Annotated in this window: 17 protein-coding genes and 1 pseudogene; 12 read left to right on the top strand and 6 right to left on the bottom strand. The window is 74.0% G+C overall.

The window, feature by feature from the left end; genetic code table 11:
* Positions 1-22: 22 nt before the first annotated feature.
* The 6 genes and pseudogenes from ND486_RS28175 to ND486_RS30100 form a co-directional block, all read left to right on the top strand.
* Entirely contained in the window at positions 23-517 is a 495-nt protein-coding gene (locus ND486_RS28175) for a nuclear transport factor 2 family protein (protein WP_251787342.1), read from the top strand.
* 44 nt (positions 518-561) lie between these two features.
* Positions 562-1,323, top strand: coding sequence for an enoyl-CoA hydratase/isomerase family protein (locus ND486_RS28170; protein WP_251787341.1), 762 nt, complete (start codon positions 562-564; stop codon positions 1,321-1,323).
* Between the two features lie 82 nt (positions 1,324-1,405).
* Positions 1,406-3,046 carry a class I adenylate-forming enzyme family protein gene (locus ND486_RS28165; RefSeq protein ID WP_251787340.1) on the top strand — a complete coding sequence of 547 codons (1,641 nt, stop codon included), beginning with the start codon at positions 1,406-1,408 and terminating at the stop codon, positions 3,044-3,046.
* A complete protein-coding gene (locus tag ND486_RS28160; protein ID WP_251787339.1) occupies positions 3,043-3,972 on the top strand; it encodes an SDR family NAD(P)-dependent oxidoreductase in 930 nt (309 codons plus the stop codon). Before ND486_RS28165 ends, ND486_RS28160 begins: the two co-directional genes overlap by 4 nt.
* Before the next feature lie 29 nt (positions 3,973-4,001).
* On the top strand, positions 4,002-4,796 hold the full coding sequence (locus ND486_RS28155) for an enoyl-CoA hydratase/isomerase family protein (RefSeq protein ID WP_251787338.1): 795 nt from the start codon (positions 4,002-4,004) through the stop codon (positions 4,794-4,796).
* A pseudogene (locus ND486_RS30100) lies at positions 4,793-5,089 on the top strand (nuclear transport factor 2 family protein); the annotation flags it as partial. The gene ND486_RS28155 and the pseudogene ND486_RS30100, both read left to right, overlap by 4 nt.
* 71 nt (positions 5,090-5,160) lie before the next feature.
* On the opposite strand, the gene ND486_RS28150 reads toward ND486_RS30100, so the two are convergent.
* Positions 5,161-6,243, bottom strand: coding sequence for a phosphotransferase family protein (locus tag ND486_RS28150; RefSeq protein ID WP_251787337.1), 1,083 nt, complete (start codon positions 6,241-6,243; stop codon positions 5,161-5,163).
* On the bottom strand, positions 6,240-7,487 hold the full coding sequence (locus tag ND486_RS28145) for an acyl-CoA dehydrogenase family protein (protein ID WP_251787336.1): 1,248 nt from the start codon (positions 7,485-7,487) through the stop codon (positions 6,240-6,242). Before ND486_RS28145 ends, ND486_RS28150 begins: the two co-directional genes overlap by 4 nt.
* Positions 7,488-7,625: 138 nt before the next feature.
* Between ND486_RS28145 and ND486_RS28140 the strand changes: the two genes are divergently transcribed.
* Together ND486_RS28140 and ND486_RS28135 are read left to right on the top strand one after the other, a co-directional pair.
* Entirely contained in the window at positions 7,626-8,456 is an 831-nt protein-coding gene (locus ND486_RS28140; RefSeq protein ID WP_251787335.1) for an IclR family transcriptional regulator, read from the top strand.
* On the top strand, positions 8,453-9,643 hold the full coding sequence (locus ND486_RS28135; RefSeq protein WP_251787334.1) for an aminoglycoside phosphotransferase family protein: 1,191 nt from the start codon (positions 8,453-8,455) through the stop codon (positions 9,641-9,643). The genes ND486_RS28140 and ND486_RS28135 overlap by 4 nt, the downstream gene beginning before the upstream one ends.
* Positions 9,644-9,659: 16 nt before the next feature.
* On the opposite strand, the gene ND486_RS28130 is transcribed toward ND486_RS28135, so the two are convergent.
* Positions 9,660-10,634 (bottom strand): nitronate monooxygenase family protein, encoded by a 975-nt coding sequence (locus ND486_RS28130; RefSeq protein WP_251787333.1) that lies wholly within the window; start codon positions 10,632-10,634, stop codon positions 9,660-9,662.
* A gap of 105 nt (positions 10,635-10,739) precedes the next feature.
* On the opposite strand from ND486_RS28130, the gene ND486_RS28125 reads away from it, so the two are divergent.
* Positions 10,740-11,531: a coniferyl-alcohol dehydrogenase gene (locus ND486_RS28125; RefSeq protein ID WP_251787332.1), complete on the top strand. Its 792-nt coding sequence runs from the start codon at positions 10,740-10,742 to the stop codon at positions 11,529-11,531.
* Here ND486_RS28125 and ND486_RS28120 read toward each other — a convergent pair.
* A complete protein-coding gene (locus ND486_RS28120; protein WP_251787361.1) occupies positions 11,528-12,763 on the bottom strand; it encodes a bifunctional 3,4-dihydroxy-2-butanone-4-phosphate synthase/GTP cyclohydrolase II in 1,236 nt (411 codons plus the stop codon). The two genes, ND486_RS28125 and ND486_RS28120, sit on opposite strands and share 4 nt — an antisense overlap.
* Positions 12,764-12,955: 192 nt before the next feature.
* On the opposite strand from ND486_RS28120, the gene ND486_RS28115 reads away from it, so the two are divergent.
* Positions 12,956-13,459 (top strand): flavin reductase family protein, encoded by a 504-nt coding sequence (locus ND486_RS28115; RefSeq protein WP_062396876.1) that lies wholly within the window; start codon positions 12,956-12,958, stop codon positions 13,457-13,459.
* On the opposite strand, the gene ND486_RS28110 is transcribed toward ND486_RS28115, so the two are convergent.
* Complete coding sequence (locus tag ND486_RS28110; protein WP_251787331.1) at positions 13,448-14,443, bottom strand: helix-turn-helix domain-containing protein; 996 nt, start codon at positions 14,441-14,443, stop codon at positions 13,448-13,450. The two genes, ND486_RS28115 and ND486_RS28110, sit on opposite strands and share 12 nt — an antisense overlap.
* Positions 14,444-14,667: 224 nt before the next feature.
* On the opposite strand from ND486_RS28110, the gene ND486_RS28105 reads away from it, so the two are divergent.
* Together ND486_RS28105 and ND486_RS28100 are read left to right on the top strand one after the other, a co-directional pair.
* Complete coding sequence (locus ND486_RS28105) at positions 14,668-16,146, top strand: aldehyde dehydrogenase (RefSeq protein ID WP_251787330.1); 1,479 nt, start codon at positions 14,668-14,670, stop codon at positions 16,144-16,146.
* A gap of 53 nt (positions 16,147-16,199) precedes the next feature.
* Entirely contained in the window at positions 16,200-17,378 is a 1,179-nt protein-coding gene (locus tag ND486_RS28100; RefSeq protein WP_251787329.1) for an LLM class flavin-dependent oxidoreductase, read from the top strand.
* A gap of 112 nt (positions 17,379-17,490) precedes the next feature.
* On the opposite strand, the gene ND486_RS28095 is transcribed toward ND486_RS28100, so the two are convergent.
* Positions 17,491-18,879, bottom strand: coding sequence for an aldehyde dehydrogenase family protein (locus tag ND486_RS28095; RefSeq protein WP_251787328.1), 1,389 nt, complete (start codon positions 18,877-18,879; stop codon positions 17,491-17,493).
* Positions 18,880-18,885: the final 6 nt, after the last annotated feature.

The following is an 18,885-nucleotide window of genomic DNA, read 5'->3' as shown; positions in this document are numbered from 1 at the left end:
TCCGAACCGACGAGGAGCCGCCGTGCCGGCACCCCAGACCGAGGCCTTCCTGCGTGACTTCTCCCGCCGCTGGCTGGCGGCGTGGAACTCCCACGACACCGAGCGCGTGCTCGAGATCCTGCACCCCGGCATCCGCTGGGAGGACACCGTCTTCTGGCCGGAGGTGATCGACGGGCGTGACGGCATGCGCGCCTACGTCGACCGGATCTGGGCGGTCATGCCCGACGTCGCCTTCGACGAGATCCAGACCTTCACCGCACCGGAGGACGGCCGGGCCCTGTGCCTGTTCCGCCAGTACGGCCACGGCCCCGCGAAGCTCGCCCCCGACGCGACCTTCAGCACCTACGGCTGCGACATCTTCCTGGAGTTCACCGACGGGCTGCTGTCGTCCTACCTCGCCCAGTACGAGATCACCGAGATGATGCGCCAGCTCGGCGCGCTCCCGCCCCGCGAGGACCGCATCGGCGGCGCGTACCTGCTGTCGCTGCTGGGCCGCAGCCCCGCGGCCACCCGCTGACCCGGCCCCTCCCCCACCGTTCCCCGCACCCGAGGAGTACCCCCATGGCCGACGACGAGGCCGTCCGCACCACCGTCGCCGACGGTGTCGGCACCATCACCTTCAACCGCATGCACCGGCGCAACGCGCTCAGCCTGGAGCTGTTCGCCGCGCTGGGCGACCAGCTCGACGCGTGGCGGGCCGACGACGACGTCGCCGCGGTCGTGGTCACCGGGGGCGAGGAGGCGTTCTCCGCGGGCCTCGACCTCGACCTGCAGTCGGCGTTCACCGAGGACTCCCGCGACGAGTACTCCGCCATGTGCCTGCGGGTCTACGGCGCGCTGCTCGACTACGCCAAGCCCACCATCGCCGCCTGCGCGGGCCCGACCCTGGGCGGCGGCTGCGACATCGCCGTGTTCTGCGACATCCGGATCGGCGCGGAGAACGCCGTGTTCGGGTTCCCGCAGATCAAGTTCGGGCTGACCCCGTACTTCTCCCCGCTGTGGAAGATCGTCGGGCTCAGCCAGGCCAAGCTGCTCACCTTCTCCGGGGACCGGATCGACGCCGCGGAGGCGCTGCGGATCGGGCTGGTCGACCGCCTGGTGCCGACCGGTGGCGTGGTCGGCGCCGCCACGGAGCTGGCCCGGTCGATCGCGGCCACCACCACGCGCTCGGCGATGATCAACAAGGAGCTGGCGCTGCGCTCGCCCACGATGGACCCGATCAGCGCGCTGTCGTTCGAGACCTCCGCCTACCGGGAGGTCATCCGCCACCCCGACGTGCTGGAGCGGATCGGCGAGGCGTTCGGTCGCCTCCGCCGCCGCTGATCGGCCGTTCGGACCCTGACCGAGTGATCCGTCACTAGATACGGTGACGGATCACGTCGGTTCGAGCCGTAGGAGCACGTCGATGACGACTGCCACCCCCTCCGCCAGCACCGCCTACCGGTACGCCGGCTACCGCGCGTCGGGTCTGTGGACCGCGACCACACTGGCCGACCTGGTCCCCCGGGCGGCCGCCCGCCACCCCGAGCGGGAGCTGTTCTGCTTCGAGGGCCGCCGCGTGAGCTACGGCGAGTTCGAGCGCTGGACCCGCGCGATCGCCCAGGACCTCGTCCGGCGCGGCGTGGCCCCGGGCGACCGGGTCCTGGTCCAGCTGCCCAACCGGCTCGAGGCGCTCGCGGTGCAGGTCGCGGCGTTCCGGGCGGGCGCGGTGGACGTGCCCGTCATCCCGATCTACCGCGAGCACGAGATGCGCCAGATCGTCGCCGACTGCCGCCCCGCGGTGGTGTGCACCGTCGACGCCCTCGGCCCGCGCGACCCGGCCGCCGAGCTCGACGGGCTGCTCGACGAGGCGGGCCTCGACCCGGTGGTGCGCTACCTCGTCGGCGGCGGGCGCCCCGGATGGGTCGCGGTCCCCGACGCGGCCACGGCCGTCGACGAGCCGCTCACGGTCACCCGCGGGCCCGCCGACCCCGCGCTGCTGCTCTACACCTCCGGGACCACCGCGGCGCCGAAGGGGGCGCTGCTGTCGCACCGCGCCGTCGTCGCGCACCTGGTCAACTTCCGCGACGCGCTCGGCGCCGGGGAGCACACCGTCACCCTCGCCGCGACGCCGCTGTCGCACCTGGGCGGCTTCGTCGCGGCCGTGGTGTTCCCGGTCTTCCTGGGCGGCCGCTCGGTGGTGATGTCCGGCTGGCGGCCCGACGACGCCGTCGAGCTGATCGAGGCCGAGCGGGTCACGCTGATGATGGGCGCGACCGTGTTCGTCGCCGACCTCGCCGAGCGCTACCGGACCCGGCCCGAGGGCCACCGGCTCGACACCTACGCCTGCGCGGGCGCCGCGATCGCCCCGGAGATCGTCGACCGGGCGTCCGAGGCGGGTGTGCGGGTGGTGCGGGCCTACGGGATGACCGAGACCGCGGGCGTCCTCGCGATCGCCGCCGCGGACGACCCGCTGGAGCGCAGGCGGGCCTGGGACGGTCGGCTGCTGCGCGGGATGGAGATGACCGTCGTCGACGAGGACGGGGCGCTCGTCCCACCCGGCACCGTCGGCAGGCTGCGGATCCGCGGCCCCCAGCTGCTGGAGTGCTACACCGACCCGGTCGTCACCGCCGAGCAGCTCGACGACGACGGCTGGTTCTCCCCCGGCGACGTCGGCCGGGTCGACGACGAGGGCTGGGTCCAGATCGTCGGGCGCACCAAGGACATCGTGAACCGGGGCGGCGAGAAGTTCTCCACGATGGACATCGAGCTGGCGATCGCCTCGGCCCCCGGGGTCCGGCGGGTCGCGGTCACCGCCGTGCCCGACGAGCGTCTCGGGGAGGCCGTCGGCGCCTGGGTGGTCCTCGACGACGACGCCCGCGCGGCCGGCGTCGACCCGCTGCTCGACCACGTCGCCGGGCAGCGGCTCGCACGGGCGAAGACCCCCGTCGAGTGGCACGTCGTCGCCGACATCCCGGTCACCGCGACCGGCAAGATCCGCAAGCACACCCTGGCGGGGCTGCCCGACCTCGACCTCTGGTCCGCCCACCGCACGGCGCCCGCGTGAGCACGACCGACGCCGGCCGGTTCGCCGAGGGCACGGTCGCGCTGGTCACCGGGGCCGGCCGGGGGCTGGGCGCGGAGTACGCGACCGCGCTGGCCGCGGCCGGTGCCACGGTCGCCGTGCACGCCCGCACCGCCGACGCGGCGGGCGCCGTCGTCGCGCGGATCCGCTCCGGCGGCGGCCGCGCGCACCCGGTGACCGGGGACGCCCGCGACGGACGCGCCCTGGTCGACGACACCGTCGGCGCGCTCGGCCGGCTCGACGTGCTCGTCGTCAACGCCGGGGCGACCCGCGACCGCGCGGTCCCACGGCTCACCGACGACGACTGGGACACCGTCGTCGACGTGCACCTGCGCGGCAGCTGGACGGCCTGCTCGGCGGCCTGGCCGCACCTGCGACCCCGGGGCGGGGCGATCGTGCTGACCACCTCGGGCGCCGGGCTGCACGGCAACCCGGGCCAGGCCGCCTACGCGGCGGCGAAGGCCGGGGTCCTCGGGCTGGCCCGGACGCTGGCCGCCGAGGGCGACCGGTTCGGGATCCGGGTCAACGCCGTCGCCCCGATGGCGCTGACCTCGATGACCGAGGAGGTCTTCCGCGACCGTCCCGCGCAGGCGCTGCGGGCCGCCGACGTCGCCCCGTTCGTCGTCGCGCTGGCGCTGCCGTCGTGCCCGTTGACGGGCGAGGTCGTCGAGACCGGCGGCGGCTGGGCCTCGGTGCTGCGCTGGGAGCGCTCGCACGGCGTCCGCCTCACCGGCTCCGACGGCCGGCCGCCCGGACCGGCCGAGGTCGCCGCGCACTGGGCCGGGGTGACCGACTTCGCCGGTCGCCCGCCCGACCACCCCACCGCCACCGCCGACTCCCTCGCCGCCGCCTGCGACGCGGCCCGCGGGACCGGCGCCACCCGACCCGGGACCGAGGCCTGCTGCTGAGCGCGGCGGGCGACACTGGAAGGACACGCGTGACCGAGTACCGCTACCTGAGGACCTCCGTCGAGAACGGGGTCGGCATCCTGCAGCTCGACCACCCGGAGAAGCGCAACGCGCTGGGCTGGGAGCTGCACGAGGAGATCGTCGCCGCGCTCGCGGCCTGGGCCGAGGACGACGACGTCGCCTGCGTCCTGCTCATCGGCAACGAGGACTTCTTCTGCGCCGGCTGGGCACTCGACGTCCTGCAGGACACCACCGGCGACGACCGGACCCGGTTCACCGACCTGGCCTACAAGCTGATGGTCGCGATCTACGACTACCGCAAGCCCACCGTGGCGGCGGTCGCCGGCGTCGCCCCCGGCTACGGCATGGACCTGGCCAACATGTGCGACATCACGATCGCCTCGGAGAACGCCGCGTTCGGGTCGACGCAGGTCAAGTACGCGATGAACGGCTTCTACCACGCGATCCTGCGCAGGACGAACACGCAGCGGGCCCGCCGGATGTTCTTCACCGGCGACCCGATCGACGCCCGGGAGGCGCTGCGCTGCGGGCTCGTCGACGAGGTCGTGCCGGTGGGGACGCTGCGCGAGTCGGCCCTGACGCTGGCGACGCAGATCGCCGAGCACGGCAGCGAGCTGACCACGGTGCTCAAGGAGGTCGCGCTGCGCGCGTCGCACATGGACCACGTCGCCGCGACCGCCTACGAGCTGCGGGTCACCCACGACCTGCTCCAGCGGGGGCTGTTCACCCGGCGGATCGCCGAGGGGCTGGACCGGCTGCGCTCGGGCACCAGCAAGGCCACCGAGCGGCTGGCCCGACCGTGAGCACCCCGCACCCCGCCGACCCGGCCTTCGCCTCCGCCTACGGCGCCGCGTGGACCGCCGATCCGGACGCGCTGCTGTCCTTCTTCGCACCGGACGGCGTGTACCGCGACATCGCGCTCGACGGCACCTACCGCGGCCGCGACGAGATCGCCCGGTTCCACCGGTTCATGCTCGTGTTCGCCCCGGACTCGCACATCGAGTTCGGCGAGACCTGGGCCGGCGACGGACGGCTCACCTCGCGGTGGGAGTGGTCGGGCACGGTCCGCGGGCCGCTGCGGCTGCGGTCCGGGGAGCTCGTCGACGTGGCGGGCGCCCGGTTCTCGGTGCCGGGCCGCCGTCGGCACCTACGGCGACGACGGCCTGCTCACCGCGCACGACGACTACTGGGACCTGGCGAGCGTGCTGCACCAGGTCGGGGCGCGGATCGGGTCCCCGACCCGGTCCCCGGCAGCAGGCTGAGGGAGCCCTCGACCAGGTCGCGGACGGACCGCTCCACCGCGTCCGGGTCGAGCACCCCGTGCCCCCCGAGCGCGCCGGACCGCCGCCGGACGAGGACCCCCTGCAGCAGCGTCGCCGCCGTCCAGTGGGTCAGCGCCCGGTAGCGGTCCAGCCCGGACAGGTCCAGGCCGGTGCGGGCGGCGTAGTCGGCCGCGAGCTCCGCGCGGTCGCCGAAGCCGCCGGCCCGGGTCGGGCTCGGGATCGCGACGGCGGGCTCGCCGGGGCCGCGCCAGTCGTCGAGGAGCCAGGCGAGGTCGACCAGCGGGTCGCCGTGGGTGCACAGCTCCCAGTCCAGGACGGCGGTGACCCGGCCGCCGTCGACGAGCAGGTTCGCGAGCCGGTAGTCCCCGTGGACGACGGCGAGCCGCTGGGCCCGCGGCGGCGCGGCGGCGATCCGCCGGTGGGCCTCCCGCCAGGCCGCGTCGACGCTCCCGGGCGCCGACCCCGCCCAGGCCTCCCAGTTGCGTGCGGCGCGCCGGACCCGGCGCGCGAACAGCTCGTCGGCGCGGCCGCGGACCGGCCCGATCCGCTCCGGATCGACGCCGTGCAGCCGGGCCAGCACCGCGACCACGTCACCGGCCAGCGCGCGCCGCCGCGGCACGGGCAGCACGTCGGCGTCGGCCTCCCGGGCCAGGACCGTGCCCGGCGACCGCTCCATCACGAAGAACTCCCCCGGCACGCCGTCGACTCCGGATCCCGACGCGACGACGGCCGGGACCGGGACCGGTCCGCCGGCCAGCCCGCGGAGGACCCCGGCCTCCCGCAGCGCGTCGTCGGCGGCCGCCCCGGCCGGGCGGTGGCGCAGGACCCACGCGCGACCGGCGGCGTCGGTGACCAGGCTGGTGACGTTGGACTGGCCGTCGCCGATCCGGTCGACCCGCAGCGGCCCGGTGGTCTCGACCCGGTCGCCCAGCCACCGCGCGAGCGCGTCGGGGTCCGGGCCGCTCACGACGTGCCCGCCCGCCGGCCGAAGCCGAACAGCTCGCGGGCGATCGTGCGGACCTGGATCTCCTCGGTGCCCTCGGTGATGCGGTACCGGCGGTGGTGGCGGTAGATGTGCTCGAACGGCACGTCGCGGGTGTAGCCGAGCCCTCCGTGCACCTGCATCGCCCGGTCGGCGGCCTCGCAGGCGAGCCGGTTGGCCCGCAGGTTGCACATCGACACCTGCTCCGACGGCGCGACCTTCCCGTCGGTGTCCATCGCCGCCGCGGTCGCCCGGACCAGCGCACGCACCAGGGTGGCCTCGGTGTGCAGCTCGACCAGGGGCCACTGGACCGCCTGGTTCGACGCCAGCGCGCGCCCGAAGACCTCCCGCTCGCGGGCGTGGGTCACCGCCGCGTCGATGCAGAACCGGGCCGCGCCGAGGCTGGACGCGGCCTGCCGGATGCGGTTCTCGTGCACGAACAGCAGCGCGAGGTCGAGCCCGGCGCCCGGCTCGCCGAGCACCGCGGAGTCCGGGACGCGGACGCCGTCGAGGGTCACGTCGGAGTGGTCGGTGGGCATGGCCATCGTCCAGGCGTGCCGCTCGACCCGGAACCCGGGTGTGTCGGTCGGGACGACGAACGCGGTGATGCCGCGGGCGTCGCCGGGCTCGCCCGCGGTACGGGCGAACACGACGTCGATGCCCGGGCGGTGCATGCCGGTGTTGAACCGCTTCGACCCGTCGATCACCCAGTCGCCGTCGCGGCGCACCGCGCGGGTGCCCATCCAGGTCGCGGCGCTGCCGTGGCCGGGCTCGGTCAGCCCGAACCCGCCGCTCACCTCGCGCCGGACCAGCGGCTCGATCCACTCGCGCTGCTCGGCGGTGCCCGCCCGCCAGAGCAGCTCCACCAGCGGGAAGTTCCCGACGCAGCTGGTCTCGGACTGCAGGTCGCTGTGCAGCCCGACGGGCCTGGCCGCGAGGTGCTCACGGACCTGCGCCATGGCGAGGGTGGACCCGTCGGCGCCGCCGAGTGCGGCGGGCAGCGCGAACCGGTACAGCCCGGCCCGGTCCGCGCGGCGGGTCATCTCCGTCAGCAGCTCCTCCCACTCCCGCGCCGGGACCCCGCCGTGGTCGAGGTCGGTGCGGGCGAACTCGCGGCGGTGGTCGAAGAACTGCGGGTGCTCGCGTTCGAGCGGGGCCAGCTCGTCGGCGGCGAAGCGGTCGATGCGGTCGAGCAGGTCCTGCGTGGCCGGGTCGGGCGTCGCGGTCATGGTCGAGGTCTAGCGGCCCGGAGCACCGGCGACGCACCATCGTCCGGTTATCCCGGACGGCACTCGTCGTCGCCGGTCCGGTTCCGCCACGCTCCGCAGCACCGGCTCGACGCCGAGCCGTACCGCCAGGGAGGACCCGTGCTGAGCACGATCGCCAGAGCCGGATCGGTGCTGGGACTGTTCACCCACGACCGTCCGGAGTGGGGTCCCCGCGAGGTCGCCGCGCGGCTGGAGCTGCCGCGCTCCACCGCGCAGGAGCTGCTCGCGAGCCTCGCCGGGATCGGGCTGCTGGAGCGCACCGACACCGGCCGCTACCGGCTGGGCTGGCGGCTGCTGGCGCTGTCGCGCACCCTCGTGCACGGCGCGGGCTTCGACGGCGGCGCCGGTGCGGTGCTGCGCGAGCTGGCCGCGGCGACGGGTGCGACGAGCCGCCTCGGCGTCTGGGACGGCCGCTACGTCGTCCCGGTGTCGGCGGTCCATCCCGAGGGAGGGGTCCGGCTGCCGGGTGTCGGCAACGGCGGCCGGCTGCCCGCGCACTCCACCGCGCTGGGCAAGACGATCCTGGCCCACCGCCCGCGCGGCGAGGCGGTCGAACGCGCCCACCAGGGCTTCTCGGTGTTCACCCCGCACACGATCCACCGGCTGGACGCCCTGCACGCCGAGCTGGACCGGATCGTCCGCGACGGCGTGGGCGTCGACGCGCAGGAGACCTTCCTGGGCGTCGGCTGCGTGGCCGCCCCGGTGCGCGACGGCTCCGGGCGCGTCGTCGCGGCCGTCAGCGTCTGCGTCGCCGACGACCGGCTCGCCGCCCGCAGGCCCGACCTCGCCACCGCCGTGCTCGGCGCCGCCCGGCGCCTCGGCACCGTCGCGTGGGACACCGGCCCCGAGCTCGGGCCGGTCATCCGCGGGGTGGTGCCGACGCTCCCCTGCCCCGACGACCCCGAACCGCCTCCGGAGGACCCCCGATGACCAGCCCCCTGACCGACATCGCCGGCTCGATCGGCCGCGTCGTCGTCCACATCACCCGCGAACGGCTCGGCGCGGACCGCCGGACCGCCGACCCCGCCGTCGTGCCGCCGTCGGCGCGGGCGGTCACCCCGCAGTGGCTGACCGGTGTGCTCTGCCGGGACGTCCCGGGCGCGATGGTGATCGACGTCGAGGCGGGCGAGGGCCACGCCGGGACCAGCGCCCGGCTGCCGCTGCGGGTCGTGTACAACTCCGTCGGCCAGGCCGCGGGCCTGCCGACCAGCCTGTTCACCAAGGCCACGTCGACGTTCACCTCGCGGCTGCTGATGGGCGTCACCGAGATCGTCGAGGGCGAGGCGATCTTCTACAACCGCGCCCGGCCGACCCTGGACCTGCGCAGCCCACGCGCCTTCTACGCCGGCTACGACCCGCACACCTACCGCTCGCTGCTGCTGCTGGAGGACCTCGGCACGCAGGGCTGGACGTTCCCGGCCCCGATGACGAACACCGTCACCCGCCGCGACGCCGAGACGATGGTGGAGCAGCTCGCGACCTACCACGGCGGGCTGTGGGACAGCCCCCGGCTGCGCGCCGGCGGGGACCTCGCCGGGCTGCGCGGGGCGACGGCGTGGCAGGAGAAGCTGAACCCGATCTCCTACCGCAAGCGCACCCTGGTCGGCCTCGAACGCGCCCGGCACGTGGTGCCCGACGAGGTGTACGCCCGGCGCGGCGGGATGCACGACGCGTTCATGCGGGCGCTGCACCTGCACGACCTGACCCCGCAGACACTGCTGCACCAGGACGTGCACCTGGGCAACTGGCTGCGGGACCCGGACGGCGCGATGGGTCTCTACGACTGGCAGTGCGTCGCGCGCGGGAACTGGGCCCTCGACGTGTCCTACGCACTGAGCGTCGCGCTGCCGATCGAGGACCGCCGTGCCTGGGAGGCCGACCTGCTGCGGCACTACCTCGACCGGCTACGCGCGCACGGGGTGGCCGAGCCGCCGTCGTTCGACGAGGCGATGCTCGCCTACCGGCGGCAGCCCCTGCACGCGCTGACCCTGGCGCTGTTCTCGATCGGCGGGACCCGGTTCGAGAACAGGCTCCAGCCGCAGGGCTACATGGTGTGGGCGATCGAGCGGATCGCCCGCTTCGTCGCCGACATGGAGACCTTCGACGTGCTGCGCTGAGCCGGGCGGGGCCCGCTCAGCGGGCCCCGGCCATCCCGGCCAGCCGACCGGCGATGATCTCCTCCGCCTCGGCGACCATCCGGCCGATCAGCTCGGCGCAGGTCGGCACGTCGCGGATGATCCCCTGCACCATCCCGACCGACCAGATCCCCGCGTCGAGGTCGCCGGTCTCGTAGACGGTCGCGCCGCGGCGGCCCGCGACCAGGTGCCGGATGTCGTCGAACCGGGCACCCGCCGCCAGCTTCTCCACGACCTCGGCGGACACCGCGTTGGCCGCCACCCGGGCGGTGTTGCGCAGCTGCCGGAAGATCAGCGCCGTGTCGCGCTCGCCCGCCTCGACGATGCGGGCCTTGACCGCGTCGTGCACACCGGACTCCCGCGTGCACAGGAAGCGGGTGCCCATGTTGACCCCGTCCGCGCCGAGCGCGAGCGCCGCGACCAGGCCGCGGGCGTCGGCGATGCCACCGGAGGCGAGGAACGGGACGTCGAGGACGTCGGCCGCGGCGGGCAGCAGCACCAGCCCGGGGACGTCGTCCTCGCCGGGGTGCCCGGCGCACTCGAAGCCGTCGATCGACAGCGCGTCGACGCCGAGGTCCTGGGCCTTCTGCGCGTGCCGGACCGAGGTGCACTTGTGCACGACGACGATCCCCGCGTCGTGCAGCGGCCCCAGGTGGGCGACCGGGTTGGCGCCCGCCGTCTCCACCACCGGGACACCCTCGTCGATGATCACCTGGCGGTACTCGTCGTAGGGCGGGGAGTCGATGGTCGGCAGGATGGTCAGGTTCACCCCGAACGGCTTCGCGGTCAGCTCGCGGCAGCGGCGGATCTCGGCCCGCAGGTCCTCCGGGGTGGGCTGGGTGAGGGCGGTCAGGAAGCCCAGCCCGCCCGCCTCGGCGACCGCCGCGACCAGCGGCGCCCGGCCGACCCACTGCATGCCGCCCTGCACCACGGGGTGTTCCACCCCGACGAGCTCGGTGAATCGCGTCCGCATCGACGTCTCCCTCGGTGGGTCGTGGTCGAGGGTCGTTGACCCTCACTGTCAAGTTAATCTAGGTTAGAAACAACGGGGCGTCACCGGCGACATCGGAGGGATCACATGGACGTACAGGGACTGCGCTGCCTGGTGACGGGCACCGCGTCGGGGATCGGCGACGCCGTCACCCGACGGCTCGTCGAGGGCGGCGCGACCGTCGTCAGCCTCGACCGCAACAAGCCCTCCGCCGAGGTGGACCAGCACGTCGGGGTCGACCTGGCCGACCCCGCGAGCATCGACTCGGCACTGGAGCGGATCGAGGGCACCTTCGACGTCCTCGCCAACATCGCGGGCGTCCCCGGTACCGCCCCCGGCGACGTGGTGTTCAGGGTGAACTTCCTCGGGATGCGGCACCTGACCGAGTCGATGTTCGACCGGATGAACACCGGCGGGTCGATCGTCGTGGTGTCCTCGACCGCCGGTTTCGGCTGGCCGGCCCGGCTGGAGACGATCCGCGAGGTGATGGCCACCGACACCTTCGACGAGGGCGCGGCCTGGTTCGCGGCGCACCCGCAGCAGGGCAACGCCTACACCTTCTCGAAGGAGGCGGCGACCGTCTACACCCTGGCCATGGGCGGGGCGGTGCGCGAGATGAACGAGCTGCGCATCAACGCGCTGCTGCCCGGCCCGGTGGAGACGCCGATCCTCGCCGACTTCGAGGAGAGCATGGGCAAGGACACCCTCGACGGGGTGCGGGAGTTCCTGGGCCGGCACGCGACGGTCGACGACATCGCGCCCGCCGTGGTCTTCCTCGCCTCGCGCGACTCGCGCTGGCTGAACGGGTCGACCGTCACCGCCGACGGCGGCATCACCGGTGCGGTCGCGGCCGGGCTGGTGCCCGCCCCGGAGATCTAGCCCGTGTACTCGCCCAGCCCCAGGGCATGGCCCATCCGCTGCTGCTTGGTGCGCAGGTAGCGCAGATTCTGTGCGGTGGGCTCGGACGGCAGCTCCACACGGCCGACGATCTCCAGGCCGTGCCCGTCGAGCCCGCCGTACTTGGCCGGGTTGTTGGTGATCAGCCGGAGCCGGGTGATCCCCAGGTCGGCGAGGATCTGCGCGCCGATGCCGTAGGAGCGCGCATCGACGGGCAGGCCCTGGACGGTGTTGGCGTCGAGGGTGTCGAGGCCCGTCTCCTGCAGGGCGTAGGCCCGGATCTTGTGGGCCAGGCCGATCCCCCGCCCCTCGTGTCCACGCAGGTAGACCACGGCTCCCGCGCCCTCGTCGGCGATCGCGCGCAGCGCCTGTTCCAGCTGCTGGCCGCAGTCGCAGCGCAGCGACCCGATGATGTCGCCGGTGAGGCACTCGCTGTGCACCCGCACGAGCGCGCCGCCCGGGCGGCGGGACGCCTCGGCGACGTCACCGTGGACCAGCGCGAGGTGCTCGGTGCCGTCGACCAGGGAGCGGTGGGCGACCGCGCGGAACTCGCCGAACACGGTCGGCATGGCGGCCGAGGCGACCTGCTCGACCAGCCGCTCGGTCGCCCGCCGGTGCCGCACGAGATCGGCGATCGCGAGCACCGGCAGGTCGTGCTCGGCCGCGAACGCCCGCAGCACGCCGCCCCGGGCCATCGAACCGTCCGGAGCGACGATCTCACCGATCACCCCGACCGGCTCCCGCCCGGCGAGCCGCAGCAGGTCGACCGTCGCCTCGGTGTGACCGGCCCGGACCAGCACCCCGCCCGCGCGGGCGCGCAGCGGGAACACGTGCCCCGGCCTGCACAGGTCCGCGGGCCGGGTCGACGGGTCCGCCAGCGCCCGCAGCGTCACCGCACGGTCGGCGGCCGAGACCCCGGTCCCGGCCCCGGTGTGGTCGACCGACACCGTGAAGGCGGTGCCGTGGGCGTCGGCGTTGTCCTCGACCATCGGGGGCAGCTCCAGCGCGTCCGCGCGCTCCGCGGACATCGGGGCGCACACGATGCCGGTCGTGTGCCGGACGACGAACGCGAGCTGCTCGGCCGTCGCGGTCGCCGCGGACAGCACGAGGTCGCCCTCGTCCTCCCGGTCGGCGTCGTCGGTGACGATCACCATGCCGCCTGCCGCGAGCGCCGCCACCCCGCGCCGGACGGCGGCGGCACCTGGCAGGGACATCGGGTTCGGGTTCACGTCCGGCTCCTCACATCGGGCACGTCATCGGGCCGGGCGACCGTAGGACGCGACGGCGACGGACCGATATCCGCAGGCGGACGGCGCACAGCCGCTGCGCGCGGCCTGCGGTCGGCGGCTCTCCCGCGGCGACGCACGGATATCGGGCGGCCGCGCCGCGGCCCTACCGTTCGGTCCATGGACGAGACCCCGCACACCGAGGTGCCCCCGATCGACCCCGGCCGCATGCGCTCGGTGCTGGGTCACTTCGCGTCGGGGATCGTGGTGGTCACCGCGCTCACCGCGGACGGGCCGGTCGGGTTCACCTGCCAGTCCTTCAGCTCGCTGTCGCTGGAGCCACCGCTGGTCAGCTTCTGTCCCGCCCTGACCTCGACCACCTGGCCGCGGATCCGCGAGGTGGGTGCGTTCTGCGTGAACGTGCTGGCCGACGGCCACCGCGAGCTGAGCTCCGCCTTCGCCCGCTCGGGCACCGACAAGTTCGCCGGCGTCACCTGGGACCCGGCGCCGTCGGGCGCACCGGTGCTCGCCGGCGTGGCCGCGTGGATCGACTGCACCCTGGAGGAGCAGTACCCGGGCGGGGACCACACGATCGTCGTCGCGCGGGTGCACGACCTGGGCGCCGACCCCGTCCGCGCGCCACTGCTGTTCCACCGCGGCGGCTACGGCGCCCTAGCCCCGTAGCGTGTCGCGCGGGAGCTCCCCGAACCGTTCCCGGTACTGCTGGGCGAACCGGCTCGGGTGGAAGAAGCCCCAGCGCAGCGCGATCTCCTTCACCCCCGTGACGGTGGGATCGCTGCGCAGCAGCTCCCCGCGGACGTGGTCGAGCCGCACCCGGCGCAGGTAGGCCATCGGGGACTCGCCGAGCTCCTGGGCGAAGGACGCGTGCAGCGTGCGCACGCTCATGCAGCCGACCCGCGCGAGCTCCTGCGGGGTCAACGGCTCGTCCGCGTGCTGCTCCATGTAGTCGAGCACCGGGCCGAGCCGCCCCCGGCGGACCGGGTCGTCCGGCGCGGCGAGGGCGTCGGAGTACTGGTGGCGGCCGGCGTACAGGAGCTGGCTCATCACGAACGCCTCGAGCTGCTCACGGGCGATGGGCATCTCGGCCAGACCTCCCGGCCGGTTCAGCTCCCGGGCCAGGAACTGCACCGAGGACAGCAGGGTCCGCCCCGCGGGCGAGGAGAAGTCGAGACCGAAGTCGAACTCCACCACGTCGTGCACCGGCCGGTTCAGCTGCTCGCCCAGGTGGGTCTCCAGGCTGCGCCGCGAGATCTTGAGGATGTACTGCTCGGCGTCGGGTGACCAGCGCACCGTCGTCGTCCGGTCCGGCAGCAGCGTGAGCCCGGACGCCCCGGCGGCCGTGGCGGCCCGCGACCCGTCGCTGCGCTGGGCGATCGTGTTCCCGGCGACCGTGAGGTTGATGTGGTACGTGTCCTCGGTCGGCGGCATCACGAGCTTGGCCGCGGACTTGTAGGTCAGGAAGCCGACGGTGAACATCCGGTCCGAGGTGGCGTTCAGCGTCATCTCGAGCTGGTCGGTCGGTGCCGTCAGGTCGTGGTCGAGATAGACCCGGGACACCGCCTCGCGCGCCTGCTCGAGGTTGCGCGTGTCGAGGACCGGGTAGCGGCCGAGGTGGTGAGCGGCCGCGCGTGCGTCGGGGGCGTCCATCGGCTCCTCCTGATGCCGTCCCGTCGTCGGTGGCGAGCGGTCGAAGAGTCCCCTGACGATAGAGCCTGGTGGGCGCCCTGCCCAGCCGATCACCGCGGCCGGTCAGCCGTTCCCGGAAGCTCGCGCGGAACGGCTCCACGTGTGCCACGCGCGGATAGTCGACGGCCCCGGGCCGCTCGTAGCGTCCCCACCCGTCAGGACGGGCACGCGCCAGGAGGTCGACGATGACATCGCCGCTGCAGGAGTTCCGGCAGTTCATCCACGGGAGGGCGGTGGACGCCCGGTCCGGTGCGACGTTCGCGTCGCTGAACCCCTTCACCGGGGAACCGTGGGCGCGGCTGGCCGACGGCGGCGCGGAGGACGTCGACGAGGCCGTCGCCTCGGCGCGCGCCGCGTTCGAGGGCGAGTGGGGTGCCATGACCGGCTTCCAGCGCGCCGCGATCCTGCGCCGGTGCGGCGACGCGATCGCCGCGAACGCCGAGCGCCTGGCCCGGCTGGAGGTCAGCGACTCCGGCAAGCTGCTGCGCGAGATGCTCGGCCAGCTGAACGCCCTGCCCCAGTGGTACTACTACTTCTCCGGGCTGGCGGACAAGATCGAGGGCCGCACCGTCCCGCCGGTGAACCCGAACTACTTCGGCTTCACCACCCGCGAGCCCGTGGGCGTCGTCGCCGCGATCACGCCGTGGAACAGCCCGCTGCTGCTGCTGACCTTCAAGCTCGCCCCCGCGCTCGCCGCGGGCTGCACGATGGTCGTCAAGCCGTCCGAGCACGCCCCGGCCTCCACCGTCGCGTTCGCCGAGATCCTGCACGAGGCGGGGCTGCCCGCCGGGGTGCTCAACGTCGTCACCGGCTGGGACCGCGCCTGCGGCGAGGCGCTGGCGTCGCACCCCGGAGTGGACAAGGTCGCGTTCACCGGCTCGTCGGCGACCGGGGCGAAGGTCGCGCAGGCGGCGGTGGCCAACTACAACCGGGTCACCCTGGAGCTGGGCGGCAAGTCCCCGCAGATCGTCTTCCCCGACGCCGACCTCGACGCCGCGGCGAACGGCCTGGTGGCGGGCGTGTTCGCGGCCACCGGGCAGACGTGCATGGCCGGCTCCCGGCTGATCGTGCACGCCGACGTGCACGACGCCCTGGTGGAGAAGGTCGTCGCGCGGGCCGAGGCCATCGTGCTCGGCGACCCCACCGAGGCCGCCACCGAGATGGGCCCGGTCGCGAACCGGCCGCAGTACGAGAAGGTGCTCGGCTACCTGCAGGGCGCGGCCGCCGAGGGCGCGACCTTCGCCTGCGGCGGCGAGCCCGACGCCGAGCGCGGCGGACTGTTCGTCCGGCCCACGGTCGTCACGAACGTGTCCCCGGAGAACACGATCGTCCGTGAGGAGGTGTTCGGGCCGGTGCTCGCCGCCTACACCTTCACCGACGAGGACGAGGCGCTGAAGCTCGCCAACGACACCCCGTACGGGCTCGCCGGCGCCGTGTGGACCAAGGACGTCCACCGCGCCCACCGCGTCGCGAGGAAGCTGCGCGCGGGCACCGTCTGGGTCAACGCCTACCGCGTGATCGCCCCCAACATGCCCTTCGGCGGCTTCGGCGCCTCCGGCATCGGCCGGGAGAACGGCGTCGACGCGGTCCACGAGTACACCGAGAACAAGTCCGTGTTCGTCGAGCTGACCGGCGGGACGCGCGACCCGTTCCAGCTCGGCTGACACCCCTCCCGCGCACGACTCCCCCGCCCGGCACGACGTCGAAGGAGACGACCATGACCGTGACCGCCAACGAGCGCCTCGGGCTCGCCCCCACCGATCCCCGCCCCGCCTCGGAGACCCGGCCCGCGGCCGACCGCACGACGACGAACCCGCTGTTCGGCGACCAGAAGATGAAGCTGGGCCTGTTCGGCAGCAACTGCTCGTACGGGTTGATCATGAGCCACGCCCCGTCCAGCTACGAGATCACCTGGGACCACACCAAGGAGATCGCCCAGCGCGCCGACCGGCTCGGGTTCGACGTGCTCGTCCCCGTCGCCCGCTGGAAGGGCTTCGGCGGGTCCACCAACTTCAACGGCAACTGCTTCGAGACCTACACCTGGGCCGCCGGGGTCGCCGAGGCGACGGAACGGATCGCCGTCGCGGCGACCTCGCACCTGCCGACGATGCACCCGATCGTCGCGGCCAAGCAGGCGACGACCGTCGACCGCATCTCCGGCGGCCGGTTCGCGCTGAACATGGTGATGGGCTGGGTGCCACCGGAGATGGAGATGTTCGGCTCCGAGCAGCGCGAGCACGACGAGCGCTACGCCTACGGCCAGGAGTGGCTGGACTTCGTGAGCAGGCTCTGGACCGAGGAGGGCACCTTCGCGATCCACTCGAAGTACTTCGACGCCGAGCTGCTCGAGGCCTACCCCAAGCCGCACCAGGGGCCGCGGCCCGCGCTGATCAACGCGGGCAACAGCCCGTCGGGCATCGAGTTCTCCGCCCGCAACGTCGACTTCAACTTCGCCTCGCTCGACACCCTGGACAACATCAAGGCCTACACGACGGCGCTGAAGGAGAAGGCCCGCACCGAGTACCGGCGCACGATCCACGCCATGACCTACGGCCTCGTCGTCTGCAGGGACACCGAGGAGGAGGCGAAGCGCGACTTCCAGCAGGTCGTCGACGAGGGCGACTGGGGCGCGGCGGGCAACGTCATCAAGATCGCCGGCTCCGGTGCGTCGCAGTCCTTCGACCACGCGGTGAAGAAGATGCAGGAGCGCTTCATCGCCGGGTGGGGCGGCTACCCGATCGTCGGGACCCCGGAGCAGGTCACCGAGGAGCTCGGCAGGCTCAACGAGGCGGGCATGGAGGGCATGATCTTCGGCCTCGTCGACTACAACGAGGAGCTGAAGTACTTCGGCGACAACGTCATGCCGCTGCTCAAGCAGGCCGGCCTGCGCCACTGACCGGTCCCGGCGCCGCTGCCGCCCGGGCCGCGCGGTCGGCCCGGGCGGTGAACCGCAGGACCGGCGACGACACCAGCCGGGGCGCCTCGCCATCGGCACGTGCCCGACGGGGTCAAAAGAAGCGGCGCAGCAACGCCATCTTCCGGTCGGTGTAGGGCGGGTACATCAGCGCGGGGTCCGGCTTCGCGGGCTTGGCCAGCACCGCCTTGCGGTGGCTGAACGCGTGGAAGCCCCACTCGCCGTGGTAGGCGCCCATCCCGCTGGTGCCGACGCCGCCGAAGGGCAGCTGCGGAACCAGGCAGTGCATGGCCAGGTGGTTGATCACCACGCCGCCCGAGCTGGTCCCGGCGAGCACCGTCTCCTGCGCGGCCCTCGACCCGGTGAACAGGTACAGGCCCAGCGGTTTGGGCCGGGCGTTGACGAAGCGCATCGCCTCGTCGAGCGAGCCGACGGTGAGCACCGGCAGGATCGGGCCGAAGATCTCGTCGGCCATCACCGCGGAGTCCGGGTCGGGATCGACGACCACCGTCGGCTCGATCGCGTGCGTGGCCGCGTCGGTGCCGCCGCCGGCCGCCACCTCGCCGCCGTGACCGTCGAGCAGGGCGGCCAGGCGGCCGAACTGCCGGTCGTCGACGATCGGCTGCGCGGCCGGTTCCCCGGCCCGGAACTCCCGCAGCGTGGCGACGATGCCGGCGACCAGACGGTCCCGTACCCCGGCCTCGACCAGCACGTAGTCCGGTGCGATGCAGGTCTGCCCGGAGTTGAGCAGCTTGACCCAGGCGATCCGCCGGGCCGCGACGTCGATGTCGGCGTCCGCGGTGACGATCACCGGGCTCTTGCCGCCCAGCTCCAGCACCACCGGGGTGAGGTGGGCCGACGCCGCCTCCATCACCTTCTTCCCGATCCCCGGCCCGCCGGTGAAGAACGCCAGGTCCAGGCCCTGCGCGAGCAGCTCCTGGGTCACCGCGGCGTCGCCCTCCAGCACGGCGACCGCGTCCGGGTCGAGGTACTCCGGGATCAGCCGGGCGAGCAGCGCCGAGGTCGCGGGCGCGTGCTCCGACGGCTTGACCACGACGGTGTTCCCGGCCGCGACGGCCGCGACCAGGGGGCCGAGGGTCAGGTAGACGGGGTAGTTCCAGGGGCCGATGACCAGCACCGTGCCCAGCGGCTCGTACTGGTAGAAGCCGCGACCGGGCAGCATCGACAGCGGGAGCGAGGTCCGCCGCCTGCGCATCCACCGCTTCAGGTGCCTGCGCGCGAAGGCGGCCTCGGCCGCGGTCGAGGCGATGTCGCCGAGCCAGGCGTACGGGGCCGGTCTGCCGAGGTCCTGCGCGAGGGCGGCGGCGATGTCCGGCTCCCGCTCGGTCACCAGACGCTCGATGCCGCGCAGCTGGCGCAGCCGCCACGCCAGGGGCCGGGTCCGCCCGGCGGCGAAGGTGCTGCGCAGCCGGGCCACGGTGGCCTCGGCGCCGCCCTCGACGTGGGTCACGGTGCTGGTCACGGCGGA

This window comes from Pseudonocardia sp. DR1-2 (assembly GCF_023717215.1).
Classification (GTDB): domain Bacteria; phylum Actinomycetota; class Actinomycetes; order Mycobacteriales; family Pseudonocardiaceae; genus Pseudonocardia; species Pseudonocardia alni.
Note: the sequence above shows the minus strand (reverse complement) of the source record. Positions and strands in the feature narration are given on the sequence as shown.

Coding starts and splice junctions, on each gene's coding strand:
- ND486_RS28110 (WP_251787331.1), bottom strand. CDS start 14,443: ATGGACGCCCCCGACGCACGCGCGGCCGCTCACCACCTCGGCCGCTAC.
- ND486_RS28165 (WP_251787340.1), top strand. CDS start 1,406: ATGACGACTGCCACCCCCTCCGCCAGCACCGCCTACCGGTACGCCGGC.
- ND486_RS28130 (WP_251787333.1), bottom strand. CDS start 10,634: ATGCGGACGCGATTCACCGAGCTCGTCGGGGTGGAACACCCCGTGGTG.
- ND486_RS28125 (WP_251787332.1), top strand. CDS start 10,740: ATGGACGTACAGGGACTGCGCTGCCTGGTGACGGGCACCGCGTCGGGG.
- ND486_RS28120 (WP_251787361.1), bottom strand. CDS start 12,763: ATGTCCCTGCCAGGTGCCGCCGCCGTCCGGCGCGGGGTGGCGGCGCTC.
- ND486_RS28105 (WP_251787330.1), top strand. CDS start 14,668: ATGACATCGCCGCTGCAGGAGTTCCGGCAGTTCATCCACGGGAGGGCG.
- ND486_RS28170 (WP_251787341.1), top strand. CDS start 562: ATGGCCGACGACGAGGCCGTCCGCACCACCGTCGCCGACGGTGTCGGC.
- ND486_RS28135 (WP_251787334.1), top strand. CDS start 8,453: ATGACCAGCCCCCTGACCGACATCGCCGGCTCGATCGGCCGCGTCGTC.
- ND486_RS28100 (WP_251787329.1), top strand. CDS start 16,200: ATGACCGTGACCGCCAACGAGCGCCTCGGGCTCGCCCCCACCGATCCC.
- ND486_RS28145 (WP_251787336.1), bottom strand. CDS start 7,487: ATGACCGCGACGCCCGACCCGGCCACGCAGGACCTGCTCGACCGCATC.
- ND486_RS28115 (WP_062396876.1), top strand. CDS start 12,956: ATGGACGAGACCCCGCACACCGAGGTGCCCCCGATCGACCCCGGCCGC.